The organism is Aeromonas sp. 25-248, assembly GCF_053005425.1.
The window spans coordinates 110,159-127,848 of record NZ_JBRKTB010000007.1 but is presented as its reverse complement, the minus strand read 5'-3'; the positions used below and the strand labels follow the sequence as shown (position 1 = coordinate 127,848).

12 protein-coding genes are annotated in these 17,690 nt (G+C 62.7%); 6 read left to right on the top strand and 6 right to left on the bottom strand.

The window, feature by feature from the left end:
• The first annotated feature begins 524 nt into the window (after positions 1 to 524).
• Entirely contained in the window at positions 525 to 701 is a 177-nt protein-coding gene (locus ACVDHI_RS12250) for a hypothetical protein (protein ID WP_010676012.1), read from the top strand.
• Between the two features lie 742 nt (positions 702 to 1,443).
• Here ACVDHI_RS12250 and ACVDHI_RS12245 read toward each other — a convergent pair.
• The 6 genes from ACVDHI_RS12245 to ACVDHI_RS12220 all read right to left on the bottom strand — a co-directional run bounded on the left by ACVDHI_RS12245 (position 1,444) and on the right by ACVDHI_RS12220 (position 11,742).
• Positions 1,444 to 3,177 (bottom strand): methyl-accepting chemotaxis protein, encoded by a 1,734-nt coding sequence (locus ACVDHI_RS12245; RefSeq protein WP_010676013.1) that lies wholly within the window; start codon positions 3,175 to 3,177, stop codon positions 1,444 to 1,446.
• A gap of 57 nt (positions 3,178 to 3,234) precedes the next feature.
• On the bottom strand, positions 3,235 to 4,245 hold the full coding sequence (gene mglC / locus ACVDHI_RS12240) for a galactose/methyl galactoside ABC transporter permease MglC (RefSeq protein ID WP_010676014.1): 1,011 nt from the start codon (positions 4,243 to 4,245) through the stop codon (positions 3,235 to 3,237).
• 15 nt (positions 4,246 to 4,260) lie between these two features.
• Entirely contained in the window at positions 4,261 to 5,781 is a 1,521-nt protein-coding gene (gene mglA, locus ACVDHI_RS12235; protein WP_010676015.1) for a galactose/methyl galactoside ABC transporter ATP-binding protein MglA, read from the bottom strand.
• A 53-nt stretch (positions 5,782 to 5,834) separates the two neighbouring features.
• A complete protein-coding gene (mglB, locus tag ACVDHI_RS12230) occupies positions 5,835 to 6,821 on the bottom strand; it encodes a galactose/glucose ABC transporter substrate-binding protein MglB (RefSeq protein WP_010676016.1) in 987 nt (328 codons plus the stop codon).
• A 219-nt stretch (positions 6,822 to 7,040) separates the two neighbouring features.
• Positions 7,041 to 10,115: a beta-galactosidase gene (locus ACVDHI_RS12225; RefSeq protein ID WP_447212135.1), complete on the bottom strand. Its 3,075-nt coding sequence runs from the start codon at positions 10,113 to 10,115 to the stop codon at positions 7,041 to 7,043.
• A 622-nt stretch (positions 10,116 to 10,737) separates the two neighbouring features.
• A complete protein-coding gene (locus ACVDHI_RS12220) occupies positions 10,738 to 11,742 on the bottom strand; it encodes a substrate-binding domain-containing protein (RefSeq protein WP_010676018.1) in 1,005 nt (334 codons plus the stop codon).
• Between the two features lie 216 nt (positions 11,743 to 11,958).
• Between ACVDHI_RS12220 and galE the strand changes: the two genes are divergently transcribed.
• From galE to ACVDHI_RS12195, 5 genes are all read left to right on the top strand, one after another.
• A complete protein-coding gene (gene galE, locus ACVDHI_RS12215; protein WP_069784959.1) occupies positions 11,959 to 12,972 on the top strand; it encodes a UDP-glucose 4-epimerase GalE in 1,014 nt (337 codons plus the stop codon).
• Positions 12,973 to 13,021: 49 nt separating this feature from the next.
• Positions 13,022 to 14,080 carry a UDP-glucose--hexose-1-phosphate uridylyltransferase gene (locus ACVDHI_RS12210; RefSeq protein ID WP_210557835.1) on the top strand — a complete coding sequence of 353 codons (1,059 nt, stop codon included), beginning with the start codon at positions 13,022 to 13,024 and terminating at the stop codon, positions 14,078 to 14,080.
• Entirely contained in the window at positions 14,077 to 15,225 is a 1,149-nt protein-coding gene (galK, locus tag ACVDHI_RS12205) for a galactokinase (RefSeq protein ID WP_447212134.1), read from the top strand. The genes ACVDHI_RS12210 and galK overlap by 4 nt, the downstream gene beginning before the upstream one ends.
• A gap of 27 nt (positions 15,226 to 15,252) precedes the next feature.
• A complete protein-coding gene (locus ACVDHI_RS12200; RefSeq protein ID WP_438380647.1) occupies positions 15,253 to 16,320 on the top strand; it encodes a galactose-1-epimerase in 1,068 nt (355 codons plus the stop codon).
• Between the two features lie 149 nt (positions 16,321 to 16,469).
• On the top strand, positions 16,470 to 17,465 hold the full coding sequence (locus ACVDHI_RS12195; RefSeq protein ID WP_447212133.1) for an aldo/keto reductase: 996 nt from the start codon (positions 16,470 to 16,472) through the stop codon (positions 17,463 to 17,465).
• The last annotated feature ends 225 nt before the right edge of the window (positions 17,466 to 17,690 follow it).

Genomic DNA, 17,690 nt, shown 5'->3' with positions numbered 1-17,690 from the left:
GTTTACATATCTGACATTTCCCTCACCCTCCATCCGGCATAAATACGCAATAAAGCCCCAATATATTCCACAATGAGCGCAATTTCATTCATCTATGGTATCCAAAAATGGATGGCCACCAATAAAAAACATTAAATAAATCATTGCATTAAAATCAAAATGCTCATTTTTTGAATAAAACTCACCCAACTTTGAATTTATCCTCGCTTATCATCCCGTTTGCTCTCACATAAATAATCACCTGCTCCTTTATCGCTGAATAATCCATCTCTTGTCCCAGATCATGGCGGCCCAACCGGGCCAGATGGCGAGCCTCATCGCCAAGTCGTGTGCACTATCTCTTTTATATGGATATGCATTTTGCACGCATCCTGATGGCGCCTTTTTCATCGACCGGTGTGCAACCGGGATTCAAAGTTTTTTCATTAGTTGAATTTTTTCAGTCACCTTGCGCCGATTTCGGGTTCGCCTTAACTCAAAAAGTGATGCTTGTCACATTCGTTCCCGTCACCAAGGAGATAACCATGAAGATCCCGTCGCTGTTTCTGCTCGTCGCCCTGGTCCTGCCCATGACACCGGCCTTGGTGCATGCCCAGGGAGCCCCCGCCATGCCGCTGGTGGTCTGTCACGTTGACCAGGCACCCCAGATGCTGGTACCCGCCTACCTATGCCAATGGTACGGTGGCAGCCAGCACCCCTGACCCTCTCGCCCAAGGGGAGGCGATCTCCTCTTGGGTCACCCCCGCTTTCCCTCCTTTATCTCCTGAATGGGATCCGGATCACGCCACCTGCATCATGCCCGTTGCCCTCCTCCACCCTCATCTGCGATCGACACTGACCGGCCTCCCCGGATTCTGAACCGCAGTTAAACGCCTTGTGAGACATTCGCCATAGACTGAGTAAGCAAAGTGCCAACAAAATTCTCGCCATAGTCGGAAGATGCGCGTGAAAAAACAGCACAATAGATCATTAAAGCCATGATTTTAAAAAAGATAACTTCATTATCCTTTCGCGGGAAACCAGTTTGAAAAAAACGTTTTTCAGCATGTCATTGTCGCCCTGCGCGAAATCCTTATAGTTACTCCTGCACGGACGCAATGAAGTCGGTCAGGAAGACTGGCTGCCAGGGTTGGGCAAATGGACTCACCACAGGATGTGGTAAAGGACACCTCCCAGGACGGAGAAAGTGCGACGGGAACGGATGACTCGTCAGGCCATGATGGCTAAAGGACACCCCAAAGGATTGGGAAGGGGAAACCTAAAGGAAGAGGTATAGTCAGGGATTGCAGGGAGCAACTTCGTTCAAGGATATGAGCGATAAGACTATCGGGGGCGACGCAAGTCGCCCCCATCTTTTTTGGGTATTTTTCACGTCAGCCCGCTGAGGGGTTACCCCGGCCACGATGTTGCTGGCCAGGATGCCCCGGACTCGCCCAGCCTGCGCTATTCCAGCCGGAAGTGCCCCACTATCTCCCGCAGCCTGTCATAGGTGCGCTGCATGGCATTCGAGCTGTCCACGGTGCGCTCGCCATTCCCCTTGAGCTGGGTGATCACCTCGGCGATGGCACTCATGTTGCGATTGATCTCCTCGGCAACGGCACTCTGCTCCTCCGCGGCCGTGGCGATATGGCTGATGAGATCGTTGATCTCCACCACTTCTCCCGCCATCAGATCCAGCGACGCATTCACCTTGCTGGTGTTTTCCGCCGCATCCTGGCAGCTCTGCCGGGTGTTGCCCATGGCGGCCACCACGGTCTGGGTGCCCCGTTGCAGCCGGGTCAGCATGGTCTGGATCTCGGCAGTGCTCTTCTGGGTGCGTCCCGCCAGAGAGCGCACTTCGTCCGCCACCACCGCAAACCCCCGTCCCTGCTCCCCGGCCCGGGCCGCCTCGATGGCGGCGTTGAGGGCCAGCAGGTTGGTCTGCTCTGCGATGCCACCGATGACCCCGAGAATCGAGCCTATCTGCTGCACATCCTGCTGCATGGCTTCGATGGAGTGTGCCGTGGTCTCCACCTCCGTCACCAGCGCAGTGACGCTGGCCATGGCCTGATCCACCACCTGACGCGACTGGTTGGCCAGTTGCTGGCTCTGGCCGGTCAGCTGGGCAGTATTGGCCGCGCTCTCCGATACCGAGACGGCAGTACGGCTCATCTCGTTGATGGCGGTGACCACCTGTTCGGTCTCCCGCACATGCTCCGCCAGCAGGCCCTGGGCTGACCCCGTCTGCCTCGCCAATGCCGATATCCCTTCATTGAGCTGGCCACTCGCTTGTCTCACCTCCCCCATCATGCCCTGCAACTGCTCGATGAAACGGTTGATGCCCGCCGAGATCTGGCCGAGATCATCCTTGCTGGTTACCGTGAGCCGGCGGGTCAGATCCCCATTGCCCTGGGAGAGCTCCTGCACCAGGTCGCGCAGGGAGAGGATGGGTCTATAGGCCAGGTTGAGGGCCACCATGGAGAGGGCCAGTACCAGCGCCGCCACCCCGAGCAGGGCCAGGGTGATCTTGCCGTTGAGCGCCTGGGTCATGGCCCGGATATAGTCGAGATCCACATAACCGGTCAGGGTCCACTCGCTGCCGCGAATATCCAGCTTGTTGGGGCGGCTCTCGCTCTCTCCCTGGGGCTTGCTGCTGTAGAGCACCTGTCCCTGACTGTCGGTGAGGGAGAAGTAACGCCCTTCCCCGCTTACCTTGGTCAGCAGCGTCTTGAACTCGCTCATGTCGAGGTAGTAGAGGTAGGCGGAGTCGGCACCGCGCGGCACCAGGATGGAGATGACGGGTTTGCCGTCCAGCTGCTCCAGCGGGCTGACGGTGATCTGGTTGTTGGCGGCGGGGATCAGCTTGCGCAGGGCGTCAACCCTGGCCTTGTCGTCGATGACCCCGTTCGCGTCGAATGCCATGTCGCCAATGAGCTTGACGATGTTGTGAAAGCCGGTCTCCTGCAGCGCCTTCTTGACGCTGGTCACCCCGAGGTTGAGGTTGGCGGCCAGCAGCACCTTCTGGTTGATGTCACCCGCCAGCTTCTCCCTGACCAGGGTGATCTGCTCGTTGATGTTCTGGGTGGCCTGGGTGCGGATGTAGCCGCTGATGAAGTGGTTGACGCTGAACCAGGCGGTACCGATGGTGACCAGAATGGCGAGCAGCAACAGCACGTTGATTTTGACTTTGAATGCCATGGTATGGGTCCCTCCAAATAGAAAGGGCCGGGATGACCCGGCCCTCCCTGCCAATGCTTACTTCTTCTTGGCGTACTTCATGGAGTCCAGGGCTACCGCCAGGATGATGATGCCGCCCTTGATGATGAACTGCCAGTAAGGGCTGACACCGATGTAGGTCAAACCATAGTTGATCAGCGTGAAGATAAGTACGCCGGTGATCACACCCGCGACAGTTCCCACACCGCCGGCAAACGAAACGCCCCCCACCACGCAGGCCGCGATGGCATCCAGCTCGTACATGAAGCCGAGGTTGTTGGTGGCACTGCCGATCCGCCCCGCTTCCAGCATGCCGCCGAAGGCGTAGAAGACACCGGCCAGGGCATAGATGACCACCAGGTTGACGGCGACGTTGACGCCGGACACCTTGGCCGCTTCCGGGTTGCCACCGATGGCGAAGATGTTCTTGCCAAAGCGGGTCTTGTTCCACAGCACCCAGACGAAGACGCTGGCGATGGCCGCATAGAAGGTCAGGTACGAGAGCTTGAACCCGCCAATCCGGATGAAGCCCTGCGCAAAGTTGGAGAAGCGAGGGTCAAACCCGGCCACCGGGGAGGCCCCCACGGAGTCAAAATAGAGGGAGTTGATGCCGTAGACGATGATCATGGTGCCCAGGGTGGTGATGAAGGGCGTCACGTTCAGGTAGGCGACAATCAGGCCGTTGACCAGACCAATCAGGGCCCCCACCACGCACACCAGCAGGATCACCGCCGGAATGGGCACCTCCCCCAGGGTGGGGAAGACCTTGTTGACGTTGGTCAGGGCCTGCAACATGGTGGCCGCGATCAGCGCTGCCAGACCGACCTGACGACCGGCGGACAGGTCAGTACCCTGGGTGATGATGATGCCCGCCACCCCGAGGGCGATGATGACCCGTACCGAGGACTGGGTCAGGATGTTGCTGAGGTTGGTGAGGCTGAGGAAGGAGGGCTCCTTGATCACGATGATCATGAGCAACACCAGCAACACCACATAGATGCCGTTCTCTTTGAGCGCCTGCATCAGATTGAAATTTTTAGCCGACTCCATAATGTCTTCCTGTCTTTATAGGTACAGAGATGCCAGGCGCAGGATCTCGCTCTGGTCAGTTTCTTTGGTGTTGACGATCCCCGCGACCCGGCCATTGCTCATGACCATGATGCGGTCCGTGATGCCGAGCAGTTCCGGCATTTCGGAGGAGATGATGACGATGCCCTTGTCCTTCTTCGCCAGCTCCAGGATGAGCTGGTAGATCTCGAACTTGGCGCCGACGTCGATACCCCGGGTCGGTTCATCCAGCATCAGGATCTCGGGCTGGGTCAGCAGCCAGCGACCGATGATCACCTTCTGCTGGTTGCCACCGGAGAGGGAGCCGATCTGGGTCTGCTGGGTCGGTGTCTTGACCCGCATGGAGTCGATGACCCACTGGGTATCACTCTTCATCTTGTTGTCGCTGAGCAGCCCCATGGATCCCTTGTAGTTGTCCATGTTGGCGATCAGGGAGTTGAAGGCGATGTCGAGGCGTGAATAGATCCCGGTGGAGCGGCGCTCCTCGGTCACCAGGGCGAAGCCGTTCTGGATCGCCTCGTGGGCGTTGTGGTTCGCCACCTCTTTGCCGTGCAGCTTGATGGTCCCTTCGCTGCGATCGCGGATGCCGAACAGGGTCTCCACGATGTCGGTGCGCTTGGCCCCCACCAGACCGGCGATGCCGAGGATCTCCCCCTTGTGCAGGTTGAAGGTCACGTCCTTGATGGAAGGCTGGTTCTTGGCCGTCAGGTGCTCGACCTCGAGGATCACCTCTTTGGGCTGGTTGGTTTTTTCCGGGAAGCGCTGGGTGAGCTCGCGGCCGACCATCATGCCGATGATCTGATCCATGGTCATGCCCTTGAGGGGCTGGGTCGCCACCCACTGGCCATCCCGCAATATGGTGATCTCGTCACAGAGCTGGAAGATCTCTTCCATCTTGTGGGAGATGTAGACGATGCCGCACCCCTTCTCCTTGAGCTTGTTGATGATCTTGAAGAGGTGGTTGACCTCTTTCTCGGTCAGGGAGGAGGTGGGTTCATCCATGATGACGATCTTGGCGTCATAGGAGAATGCCTTGGCAATCTCGATCATCTGCATCTGGGAAACCGACAGGGTGCCGACCTTGACCCTGGGGTCGATGTCGATGTCCAGCTCCTCGAAGATATGCTTGGTGTCCTGATACATCTTGCCGTGGTCGACAAACAGTCCCTTGGTGGGATAGCGGCCGAGCCACATGTTGTCCATCACGGTGCGTTGCAGTACCAGGTTCAGCTCCTGGTGCACCATGGAAACGCCATTCTCCAGCGCCTCTTTGGACGAGGTGAAGTTGATCTCCTGTCCCTTGAAGAAGATCTTGCCCTGATCCTTCTCGTAGATGCCGAACAGGCACTTGAGCAGCGTGGACTTCCCTGCGCCATTCTCGCCCATCAACGCATGCACAGAATGAGGACGGACCCGTAAATTGACATTATCGAGTGCCTTGACGCCAGGAAAGCTCTTACTGACGTCAATCATCTCCAACAGCCATTCTGATTGTTGCCGTGTTGTCATATCAGCCATCACATCTGGTTGAAAAGAGGGCAAGGGGATCTCCCTTGCCCTGAGGGGAGGAATTACTCGAATTGGGACAGGTTGTCTTTGTCTACGCCCACGTAGGCAACGCGGACGACCTTGTTGTCGATCTTCCAGTTGGTGCCTTCACCTGCCGGCTTGCCTTCGGCCAGGTTCTTGGTCAGCTCGAAGGTGGCCTTGGCCTGGTTGGCCGCATCGTTCAGCACGGTACCGGCCATGGCACCGCTCTTGACCATGGCCAGGGCTTCCGGCAGGGCGTCAACACCGAACACCGGGATGGCGGTCTTGCCCTGGGCCTTCAGGGATTCCACGGCGCCCATCGCCATGCCGTCGTTGTTGGCGATGACCACTTCGATCTTGTTGGCGTTCGGACCGGAGATCCAGGCGTCCATCTTGTCCTTGGCCATGGCGGTATCCCACATACCGGTATCCATGTGCAGCTGCTCGGTCTTGATGCCGCCATCGTTCAAGGTCTTGACGACGTAGGTGGTGCGGGCTTCCGCATCCGGGTGGCCAGGCTCACCCTTGAGCAGCACGAACTGGATGACGCCATCCTTGTTCAGATCCCACTCGGGGTGCGCTTTCCAGTGCTTGGCGATCAGCTGGCCCTGGATGATGCCGGACTCCTTGGAGTCGGTGCCAACGTAGTAGGCCTTGTCATAGCTGGCCAGGTCGGCCGCGCTCGGTTCCTTGTTGTAGAAGACCACGGGGATCTCGTCCGCACGGGCTTTCTCAATCACGACAGGGGCCGCCGCCGGGTCAACCAGGTTGATGGCCAGGGCCTTCACGCCCTTGGCCAGCAGTACGTCGATCTGGTCGTTCTGCTTGGACTGGTCGTTCTGGGAGTCGTTCATCAGCAGTTCCACACCCGGGGTGGCCGCCGCTTCTTTCTCGATGGCCTTGCGCACCACGGCCATAAAGTTGTCGTCGTACTTGTAGACGGTGACCCCGATACGGGTATCGGCCTGGGCTTGGGCTCCCGCCATCAGTCCCATCAGCAAGGTGGCAACTGTCGTGAGTTTTTTCATTGTTATGCTCCGATCTCTATCTGTTTTTTGTAGGGAATGCTGTACACCGTTTGAGCTGGCGCCAGCCTAATGTAATCAGTTTGTTGTGAGGCGGTCTGTGATCCTGGCAACAAAATGAAAACGTTTACACTCTGTTACATAGCCGTAATATTGTTAAAAATTAAATAGTTACGTGAGAAACTGCCTTTGGGTCTCGCCATCTCGCGACGGCGGGTCCGGCTAGCCCAGACGGCAGTGCCACTGATAACGCCCCGGCAACAGCCAGAACTCGGGCCGCACGCTCTGGCTCCAGGAGTCGTCGCCTCCCACCCCCATGTGGAAGCCATCGAGGCACAGGTGCGTGCCCCCCAGAGCCACCAGATCGGTCTGGTGACGGGCTTCGGCCAGCTGCTGCTGACTGTAGCGGCTGACGCTGAAGTGGAAGCGCCCCTCCACCGCCAGATCCCCCAGTTGCAGTGCGCGGGTATCGCAGCGCAGTCCGTTGTCGGTGGGGAAGACATAAGGGGTGTGCAACGCCTCGATGGGCAATTGCCAGCGACCGAGATCGGCGGCGAGCCGGCGATCCGGGTAATTCTCGTGGGGGCCAAGCCCCAGCCAGCTCACCGGGGCACCTTCGGCCGGTTCATCAGCCAGCCAGAGCCGGGCACCGATGCGCGGCAGGGAGGGCATGTCGGCGGCCACCTCCACCTCGATGGCGAGGTGCATGGCGCCCTCCCCGTCCATCCTGTGATGCCAGCGGGTCAGGATCTTCGGCTCGTCACCCACGAAGTAGCCGTGGTGCGCAGTGATAAGACCCAGCTCCGGACTCGCCTCCAGGCCGAGACAGCGGTGCTGCAGATCATTGAGTCCGGCCTCCTGCCAGCGGGCAATCCAGGCGTTGGGATCGGCGTGATCCGCCTCGCTGGTGCCGATATCGTTGTCGAGCGGCGCCCGATAGAAATGATCGGCGATGGCGTCGCGCAGCCGCTCGCGGCCCTGCTTCTGCCAGCTGACGATGCGACCACTGGCCTTGTCGAGCTGCCACAGGGAATCTGCGGCGCCAAGCACCCAGTGATCGCGCTGCTCGGTCAGGCTGACCGCCGGGCAGGCCGACGGCAGCGCCAGGGGCGCGGGCAACAGGCATTGCTGGCGAGCCACCTCGTGACCCGCTCCGGCCCAGGCCGTGGCGGTGGGCTGCACGATGGCGAGATCCAGCCAGGCGAGCGCCCCCGGCGCAAAGGCCGGCAGTTGCTCCAGCAGGGTCAGCGTCACGCTCCCCCGGGGGGCCAGCTCGAGCGGGCATTCACCTTGGCTCACCACCACGCCGTCTTCACACAGACGCCACTGCAGGCGTTCGTTGTCCGTCTCGCGGAACAGGTATTCGCTGCGGATCTCCACCGTCAGCGGCTGGCGACCCTGCAGGGTCAGAACAAAGGGCTGCTGGGCACGCCGGGCTTCAAACAGGGAGGGATGGGGGGTGCGATCGGGGAACAGCAGGCCGTTGCAGCAGAACTGGCGATCGTTGGGAGTGTCGCCGAAATCGCCACCATAGGCCCAGAAATGGCGGCCATCGTCGGTCTGCTTGTCCAGCCCCTGATCGACCCAATCCCAGACAAACCCACCCTGCAGCCGCGGATGATCGCGAAATGCCTGCCAGTAATGGGCATAGCCCCCCAGGCTGTTGCCCATGGCGTGGGCGTATTCGCACAGGATCAGCGGCCGGGTCTCTTCCGGCAGGCCGATCCACTTGGCCAGCGCCCACTTGGGCACCGCCGGGAAGGGTTGATCCTGGTGGGTACGGGCATACATGGGGCAGATGATGTCGGTGGCCGGGGTGTCGGCCCCGCCCCCTTCGTACTGCACCGGGCGGCTGGGATCCGCCCCCTTCACCCAGCGATACATGGCGTCGTGGGCCGGACCATAACCGGATTCGTTCCCCAGGGACCAGATGATGATGCAGGGGTGGTTGAAGTCCCTGGCCACCATGCGGGTGACCCGCTCCAGGAAGGCGTTGCTCCAGGCGGGATCCCGCGCCAGCCGCCCCATGGGGGTCATGCCGTGGGTCTCCAGGTTCGCCTCGTCCACCACATAGAGGCCGAGCCGGTCGCACAGGCGATAGAGCTCGGGGTGATTGGGATAGTGGGAGCAGCGCACCGCGTTGAAGTTGTGCCGCTTCATCAGCAGCAGATCCTGCTCCATGTCGGCCGGGGTCACCACGTGACCCGTGGCGGGATGGTGTTCATGGCGATTGGCACCACGAATGAGCAGGGGTTGGCCGTTGACCCGCAGCAGGCCGCCACGGATCTCCACCGCCCGAAAGCCCACGTCATGGGCCTCGCTCTCGAGGACGCTTCCCTGCTCGTCCAGCAGGGTCAGGGTGAGGCGATAGAGGTGCGGGGTCTCGGCGCTCCACTTGTGTGGGGCCGTTACCGTCAGCCACAACTCGGCGCGATCGTCATACACCCCTTTCTCGTCGATGGCCTGGGTGCCAATCTGCTGGCGCAGGGTCGCAACCCGCTCGTCGCCATCATAGAGGTTGGCCTCCACCGACAGACCGGCTCCGTTGGCCGCCTGCAATTCAACCTTGAGGCGGGCATCCCGGTAGCAGGCGTCGAGCTCGGGCGTCACCCGGATATCCATCAGATGACGGGCCGGTTTGTGCAGCAGGCTGACGGAGCGGAAGATGCCGCTCATGCGCCACATGTCCTGATCTTCCAGATAGGAGCCGTCAGACCAGCGCAGCACCAGGACGGCGAGGCGGTTGGCCCCGGCCTGAAGGAAGGGGGTCAGATCGAATTCCGCCGGCAGCCGGCTGTCCTGGGAGTAACCGACCCAGCGGCCGTTGCAGAAGAGGTGAAACGCGCTGTCCACTCCGTCGAAGATGATCCGGGTCTGCCCCTCGGCCAGCCAGTCCGCAGCAACGGTGAACTCGCGGGAGTAGCAACCGGTGGGATTCTCGGCAGGCACCCGGGGCGGGTCGCAGGGAAAGGGGTACTTGATGTTGGTGTAGATGGGCACATCCGTGACGGGTCGCGCCCCCGGATAGGCCGCAGCCAGTTGCCAGTTGCCCGGCACCTTGATGGGGCAGGCATCCGGCAGATCCTCCACCAGCCACTGCTCCGGCACCCGCTCCGGGGCCTCGAACCAGGAGAACTGCCACTCGCCGTCCAGCAGCAGGCGGGAAGGTGACAACCCCCCTATCCTGGCTTCCCCTTCACTGCGCCAACTGGACAAGGGGGTATGGGCTGGCAACCGGTTCACGGCGGTGATCCCCTGGGTCTGCCAATCCTGACGGGCCACTATCTCCCTGAGCATGCTTCACTTCTCCCTGCATTCACGCTGAAAACCACTGCAGTGTAGGAGAGTTTTGCCCGGTGATCGGCGATCCCGCTCACACAGATGTAAACGATTACACTCATTTTGTTAAGTAAAACGGAGTAAAAATCGGATAAATCCGGGTAAATGACCCCATGGGGGAAAAAGCGGACCTTCGGAAGGGCAGAAGATGCCCGGGAGTGTGAAACCGGGAGGCAATGGCCGAACCAGCGGAGCAAGCCATGGCAAAGACCCGACATCGCGCCCCCTCGCCTCAACCCGGTTCCGGGCACACAGCCCGGCCTCTCGAAGGAGTGTGCAGAGACCACGATCGCCCCTGCCCGGCGCAGAGAAAGCCATGGCAGGCGTCTGGCAGGATCTGGCCGGAAGTGAGGCTCGGCAGACCGGGGGAGAGGGGCTCGTGACAGACGAGCGGGAAGAACTGGCGAGTTCGGCAGGCAGGGAGCGTGAGGGGACGGTTCTCACTCCTCAGACAGTCCTTTATGGTCTGCGCTAGCCATGCTCTGAGCTACCTATCGTCTGAGCTATGGGGGCGCTTTATATGCTGCAGTACGGGTTCGCCAGGTGCAGCGCTTGCGCCGACGGGGCGCAAGCGCTGCGATCAGGACCTGACGGGAGCGACCGAATGGCGGTTGATCAGGGTGGGGGTATAGATGCGGCTCTGCACCGATTCGCTCTCCCCTGCGGCGAGTTGCAGCGCCAGCTTGGCCGCCTGGGCCGCCATCAGCTCGATGGGATAGCGCATGGTGGAGAGCTTGGGCCTCAGGTATCTGGCGTAGATGATGTCATCGAAGCCCACCACAGACACCTCTTCCGGCACCTTGAGGCCGTTGTCCGCCAGCACAGAGATGGCCCCTGCCGCCATGGCGTCGTTGTAGGCCACCACCGCCGTGATGGGCAACCCCTTGGCCAGCAGGTTGAGCATGGCGCGCTCGCCCCCCTCTTCATTGGGCATGCCGCTCTCCACCAGCTCGGGATCGGCGAAGACCTCCGCCTCCGCCAGGGCATCCTGATAGCCCTGGTGGCGCAACAGCGCATCCTCGATGGCGTGATCCGAGCTCAGGAAGGCGATATGGCGGTGGCCGAGATCCAGCAGATGACGGGTGGCGGTCGCCGCACCCTGGCGGTTGTTGAGGGCGATGCAGCGCCCCCTCAGACTCGGAATGTCGCGGTTGATCAGCACCATGCCGGGGGCGCGCAGGGCGTAGTCGACCAGCTCCTCGTCGCCGAGCGCCTTGCTGTGCACCACCAGTGCCTCGCAGCGTTTACCGATGAGCAGCTCGATGGCCTCCCGCTCCTGCTGGGCGCGGTGAAAACCATTACCCATCAACAGATGCAAGCCCTGCTCCACCGCCACCGCCGCGACCCCTTTGACCAGGGCGCCGAAGAAAGGATCCGCCACGTCCCCCACCACCACTCCCATGGTGTCACAGGTCTGGCTGACCAGGGCCCGCGCGTTGGCGTTGGGGGTATAGCCCAGCTCGGCCATGGCCTTCAGCACCACCTCGCGGGAGGCGGCACTGGCCTTGGGTGAGTTGTTCATCACCCGTGAAACCGTTGCCACTGACACATTGGCCAAACGGGCGACATCCTTGATGGTGCTCATTCTGTTTTCACTTATTTCACGCTGCAACTGGCCGCATTATACCGTTCAATGTCACTGATAACAGGGGGAAAAATCAGAACTTGCCACATTGGTCGATGAAAACAAGTGTAATCGTTTACACATATTTGTTAAGCAGCTCACAGTTTGCCCGTCAGCCCCTCGGCTAGACTCCTGCTCAGGCTTTCCTGATGCGAGGAGTTGAGGGTGGAACAACGGATGAAAGTACTGGTCACCGGCGGTTGCGGCTACATCGGCAGCCACACCTGTCTGGCCTTGCAGGCCGCAGGCATGGAGCCCGTGGTGGTGGACAACCTCTGCAACAGCAAGGCGGGCGTCCTGACCCGTGTCGCCGCCATCAGCGGGCGCGAGCCCCGCTTCTACGAAGGGGACATCCGTGACCCGGCCCTGCTGGATCGCATCTTCAGGGAGCAGCACATCGACGCCGTGATCCACTTCGCCGCCCTCAAGGCGGTCGGCGAGTCGACCCGCATCCCGCTGGACTACTACGAGAACAACCTGAGCGGCACCCTGGTATTGCTGCAGGCGATGAAACGGGCCGGGGTACGCAATCTGGTGTTCAGCTCGTCGGCCACCGTCTACGGCGATCCCGCCAGCACCCCGATCCGGGAGGATTTCCCCCGCAGCGCCACCAACCCATACGGCCGATCCAAGCTGATCATCGAGGAGATCCTCGAGGATCTGCAGCGGGCCGAGCCCCACTGGAGCATGACCCTGCTGCGCTATTTCAATCCCGTCGGCGCCCACGAGTCCGGCACCCTGGGGGAGGATCCCCAGGGCATCCCCAACAATCTGATGCCGTTTTTGACCCAGGTCGCCATCGGCCGGCGCGACTGCCTCTCGGTCTTTGGTAACGATTACCCAACCATCGACGGCACCGGGGTGCGCGACTACATCCATGTGATGGATCTCGCCGAAGGGCACGTCAAGGCTCTGGAACACTGCGCCGGACGGGGCGGTGTCCACGCCTACAACCTGGGCACGGGCCAGGGCCAGAGCGTGTTGCAGATGGTCGCGGCGTTCGAGGCCGCCTGCGGCCGGCCCCTTCCCTACCGGATCGAGCCACGGCGCCCCGGCGACATCGCCGAGTGCTGGGCCGATCCCGCCAAGGCCGCTCGGGAACTGGACTGGCACGCCAGCCGGGATCTCGCCGCCATGTGCGCCGACAGCTGGCGCTGGCAGTCCGCCAACCCCAATGGTTACGAGGCGTAGGCCCTGGCCTGCGCCTTCGGATGTATTCAACTCACAGACTGGAGTGATGATGTTCAACCCCGTTGATCACCCCCACCGCCGCTTCAACCCGCTCACCGGCCAGTACGTGCTGGTCTCCCCTCACAGGGCCAAGCGCCCCTGGCAAGGCCAGGTCGAGAAGGTGAGCCAGGCGCCGAGCCAGGCCCATGATCCCGACTGCTTCCTCTGTGCGGGCAACACCCGGGTGACCGGCGATATCAACCCCGACTATCAGGGCACCTTCGTCTTTACCAACGACTTCGCCGCCCTGATGCAGGACACCCCGGCCGCTGACGCGGCGCCGGATCCCCTGCTGAAGCTGGAAGCCGCCCGGGGCACCAGCCGGGTCATCTGCTTCTCGCCGGATCACGGCAAGACCCTGCCCGAGCTGCCCCTGCCTGCCATCGAGCAGGTGATCACCACCTGGATGGACCAGGTGGCCGAGCTCTCTGACCAGTGGGAATGGGTGCAAGTCTTTGAAAACAAGGGCGCCGTCATGGGCTGCTCCAACCCGCACCCTCACGGCCAGCTCTGGGGCAGCGACTTCCTGCCCAACGAGATTGCCCGGGAAGAGGCGCACCAGCGCGCCTGGCTGGCCGAACACGGCCGCCCCCTGCTGCTGGACTATGTGGAGCGGGAGCTGGCGGATCGCTCCCGCATCGTGGTGGAGACCGCCCACTGGCTGGCGGTGGTGCCCTTCTGGGCGGCCTGGCCGTTCGAGACCCTGCTGCTGCCCAAGGCCCATGTCCCCTCCATGCTGGATCTCACCGGGGAGCAGCAACAGGATCTGGCCATCGCGCTCAAGGAGCTCACCAGCCGCTACGACAACCTGTTCCAGTGCAGCTTCCCCTACTCCATGGGCTGGCACTTCGCCCCGCCCCGTTCCGACTGCCCCGAGGCGTGGCAACTGCACGCCCACTTCTATCCGCCCCTGCTGCGCTCCGCCACGGTGCGCAAATTCATGGTGGGCTTCGAGATGCTGGCCGAAACCCAGCGCGATCTCACCCCGGAACAGGCGGCGGAACGGCTGCGCGCCCTCAGTCCCATCCACTACAACGACCAGAACCAGTCCAACGAGGAGGCCCTATGACCCCGAGCCAGCGCGTCAGCGCCGTGTTTGCCGAGCAGTTTGAGCAACAACCCGACCTGCTGGTACGGGCTCCAGGCCGCGTCAACCTCATCGGCGAGCACACCGACTACAACGACGGCTTCGTGCTGCCCTGCGCCATCGACTACGAGACCTGCGTCGCCATCGGCCTGCGCGGCGACAACCTGGTCGAAGTGATCGCCGCCGACTACGACAACCAGCGCGACCGGTTCAGTCTCGATCAACCCATCGAGCACCACCCCAGCCAGCGCTGGAGCGACTACATCCGCGGCGTGGTGAAACACCTGCAGGCACGGGGCCACGCCCTGCGCGGCCTCAATCTGGTGGTCTCCGGCAACGTGCCCCAGGGGACGGGTCTCTCCTCCTCCGCTTCCCTGGAGGTGGCCATCGGCCAGGCCTTCAAGGAGGCCCAGGGGCTGGCCATCAGCCAGGCGGAAATCGCCCTCAACGGCCAGCAGGCAGAGAACCAGTTCGTCGGCTGCAACTGCGGCATCATGGATCAGATGATCTCCGCGAGCGGCAGGCAGGATCACGCCCTGCTGCTCGATTGCCGTTCCCTGGAGACCCGGCTCATCCCCATGCCCACCGATCTAGCGGTGCTCATCGTCAACTCCAACGTGCGCCGCGGCCTGGTGGACAGCGAATACAACACCCGTCGCCAGCAGTGCGAAACCGCCGCCCGTCACTACGGGGTCAAGGCCCTGCGGGATCTTGACCTGGCCACGCTGGAAGCGGGCAAGGCCGGGCTGGACGAGGCCTGCTATCGCCGTGCCCGCCACGTGGTCGGCGAGAACGCCCGCACTCTGGCGGCGGCCGATGCGCTGGCACAGGGCGATCTGGTGCGCCTCGGCGAGCTGATGGGCCAGTCCCACGCCGCCATGCGCGATGACTTCGAGATCACCGTGCCTCCCATCGACGGCCTGGTGGAGATCATCAAGGCCCGGATCGGCAGCGAAGGCGGTGTGCGCATGACCGGCGGCGGTTTTGGCGGCTGCGTGGTCGCCCTGCTGCGCCCCGAGAAGGTGGCCAAGGTGATCGCCGTGGTGGAGGCGGAATACCCGGCCCGTTTCGGCCTCAAGGCGGACTGCTACGTCTGCCGTGCCAGCGCAGGGGCCGGCAGACTGTAACGCACGCCTGACAACGGGTGACGCCCCCTGCCCGGCACTCGCGACGCCGGCAGGGGGCGACGGGATCACGACGGGGAACCGCAAACCATGATGAGATTCGAGCTGGAAAACGAGGAGGGACTGCGGCTGCGCGGTCTCGCATACGGGGCCACCCTCACCTCCCTCACCCTGCCGGTGGCGGGAGAGCGGCGGGAGGTGCTGCTGGGCTGCGCCGACGAGGCCTACCTCACCCAGCAGGTATGGCTGGGTGCCGTGGCGGGGCGCTTTGCCAACCGCATCGGCGGCGCCCGCCTTGAGCGGGAAGGCCAGTGCTGGACGCTGGACGCCAACCAGGGGGCCAACTGCCTGCACGGCGGGCGCGACGGGTTCCATCGCCGCACCTGGCAGATCAAGGAGCAGGAGGCGGACAGGGTCAAGCTGGCGCTCCTCTCCCGGGCGGGGGATCAGGGCTTTCCCGGCAATCTGAGGGTGAGCCTGGAGTATCGGCTGGAGCAGTGCGATCTGGTGGTCGACTTCTGCGCCAGCACGGACGCCCCCAGCCCGGTCAGCCTCACCAGCCACGCCTACTTCAACCTGGATGGCGGTGGCGACATCCGCCACCACACCATCAGCCTCGACGCCGACCGCTACCTGCCCACGGATGACCAGAGCCTGCCGCTGGCCATCGCCCCGGTGGAAGGCCCCTTCGATCTGCGCGCCCCCCGCCCCATCGGCCAGGCGTGGCTGGACCACCCCCAGCAGCAGTTGGCCAAGGGGTACGATCACGCATTTCTGCTCAACAACAGCGATTTTGAGCCTGCTGATGAGCCGTTTGGTGGGTCCAATCAGCCATGGGCCGCCCGGGTGATCTCGGGGGATGGCAAGCTGGCGATGGCGGTCTACACCAACCAGCCCTCCCTGCAGTTCTACAGCGGCAACTGGCTGACCGGCACACCGGATCGTCAGGGCCGACCCTACCGGGATTACGACGGCTTCTGCCTGGAGGCCCAGCAATTGCCCGACAGCCCGAACCGGCCCGCCCTCGGCGATCCCTGGTTGCTACCGGGGCAGCGTTATCGCCACCAGACCCGCTATCGCTTTATTCCTGCCCCCTGACAGCCCTGCTCGGGCAGACGAAGGGGCCCGGGCGCGCCACCACGTCATGGCGGCCCCGGCCCCGATGGCAACGCCGAATCAGCCGGAGTGAGGCCCGCCGCAGGGCCCGTCGCTCCTCATTGCACACCAGCCCAAGGAACCGCACCGTGATGGATGACAACTACCTCGCCGCCCCCGACCGCTACCAGCGCCAGCCCTACCGACCGGCGGGCCGCCACGGCCTGCGCCTGCCCGGCATCGGTCTGGGCCTTTGGCACAACTTCGGCACCGGGAGCGATCCCGCCACCGCGAAGGCCATGGTGCACCAGGCGTTCGATCTGGGGATCACCCACTTCGATCTCGCCAACAACTACGGGCCGCCGCCGGGATCTGCCGAACTGACCTTCGGCACGCTGCTCAAGAGGAGTCTGGCTCCCTATCGGGACGAGCTCATCATCGCCAGCAAGGCGGGCTACGTGATGTGGGACGGACCCTACGGCGATGGCGGCAGCGCCAAGTACCTCTTCGCCAGCCTGCACCAGAGCCTGCGCCGTCTGGGCCTCGACTACGTGGACATCTTCTATCACCACAGGCCGGATCCCCGCACCCCGCTCGAGGAGACCTGCCAGGCCCTGGCACTGATGGTGCGACAGGGCAAGGCGCTCTACATCGGCCTCTCCAACTACCCGGCCCCGCTCGCGGCCAAGGCTGCCGCCCGGCTGGCAGAGCTCGGCACCCCCTGCCTGGTCAACCAGCTCAAATACTCCCTGTTCCAGCGCGATGTTGAGCCCGACACCCTGCCGGCCTGCCGGGAGCACGGCATGGGGGTGGTCGCCTTCTCGCCCCTGGCGGGGGGGCTGCTGAGCGATCGCTACCTGGCGGGCATTCCCGCGGATTCCCGCGCCGCCAGTGCCAGCCCCTTCCTCACGGCGGACCAGATCACCGAGGAGAAGCTCGCCACCGTCCGCGCCCTGCATGCACTGGCCCTGCAACGGGGTCAGTCCCTGTCGCAACTCGCACTGCAATGGGTGCTGCGCGACCCCGTGGTGAGCTGCGCCCTGATCGGCGCCAGCCATCCCCAACAGATAACGAGCGCCGTCGACGCCCTGGGGCAGCCCCCCCTGGACGATGATCTTCAACAGAAAATCCTGTCCATACTGGCCTGACAGCACAAATAGATCATAAAACAGAGGTCAACAGGCGTGACTGGTCTGTCAGAACGTGACGGGGCAGTCATGGCTTCTGACAGCATGCGGCAAGCCGCGCCCTGCATGGTCCGCCAGCGCCCTTTCCCGGCCGGAACAGGGCGCTGAAATCCCCAATATTCACTGGTTGCCCGCGCGATTTTCCGCCATCATTGGCCGCCCCGACCCGTTCGGGGTTGATTTTAT

What these genes read in the sequence shown, in the direction of transcription:
- ACVDHI_RS12250 (WP_010676012.1), top strand. Translation starts at nt 525, where the DNA reads ATGAAGATCCCGTCGCTGTTTCTGCTCGTCGCCCTGGTCCTGCCCATG.
- ACVDHI_RS12245 (WP_010676013.1), bottom strand. Translation starts at nt 3,177, where the DNA reads ATGGCATTCAAAGTCAAAATCAACGTGCTGTTGCTGCTCGCCATTCTG.
- mglC (WP_010676014.1), bottom strand. Translation starts at nt 4,245, where the DNA reads ATGGAGTCGGCTAAAAATTTCAATCTGATGCAGGCGCTCAAAGAGAAC.
- mglA (WP_010676015.1), bottom strand. Translation starts at nt 5,781, where the DNA reads ATGGCTGATATGACAACACGGCAACAATCAGAATGGCTGTTGGAGATG.
- mglB (WP_010676016.1), bottom strand. Translation starts at nt 6,821, where the DNA reads ATGAAAAAACTCACGACAGTTGCCACCTTGCTGATGGGACTGATGGCG.
- ACVDHI_RS12225 (WP_447212135.1), bottom strand. Translation starts at nt 10,115, where the DNA reads ATGCTCAGGGAGATAGTGGCCCGTCAGGATTGGCAGACCCAGGGGATC.
- ACVDHI_RS12220 (WP_010676018.1), bottom strand. Translation starts at nt 11,742, where the DNA reads ATGAGCACCATCAAGGATGTCGCCCGTTTGGCCAATGTGTCAGTGGCA.
- galE (WP_069784959.1), top strand. Translation starts at nt 11,959, where the DNA reads ATGAAAGTACTGGTCACCGGCGGTTGCGGCTACATCGGCAGCCACACC.
- ACVDHI_RS12210 (WP_210557835.1), top strand. Translation starts at nt 13,022, where the DNA reads ATGTTCAACCCCGTTGATCACCCCCACCGCCGCTTCAACCCGCTCACC.
- galK (WP_447212134.1), top strand. Translation starts at nt 14,077, where the DNA reads ATGACCCCGAGCCAGCGCGTCAGCGCCGTGTTTGCCGAGCAGTTTGAG.
- ACVDHI_RS12195 (WP_447212133.1), top strand. Translation starts at nt 16,470, where the DNA reads ATGGATGACAACTACCTCGCCGCCCCCGACCGCTACCAGCGCCAGCCC.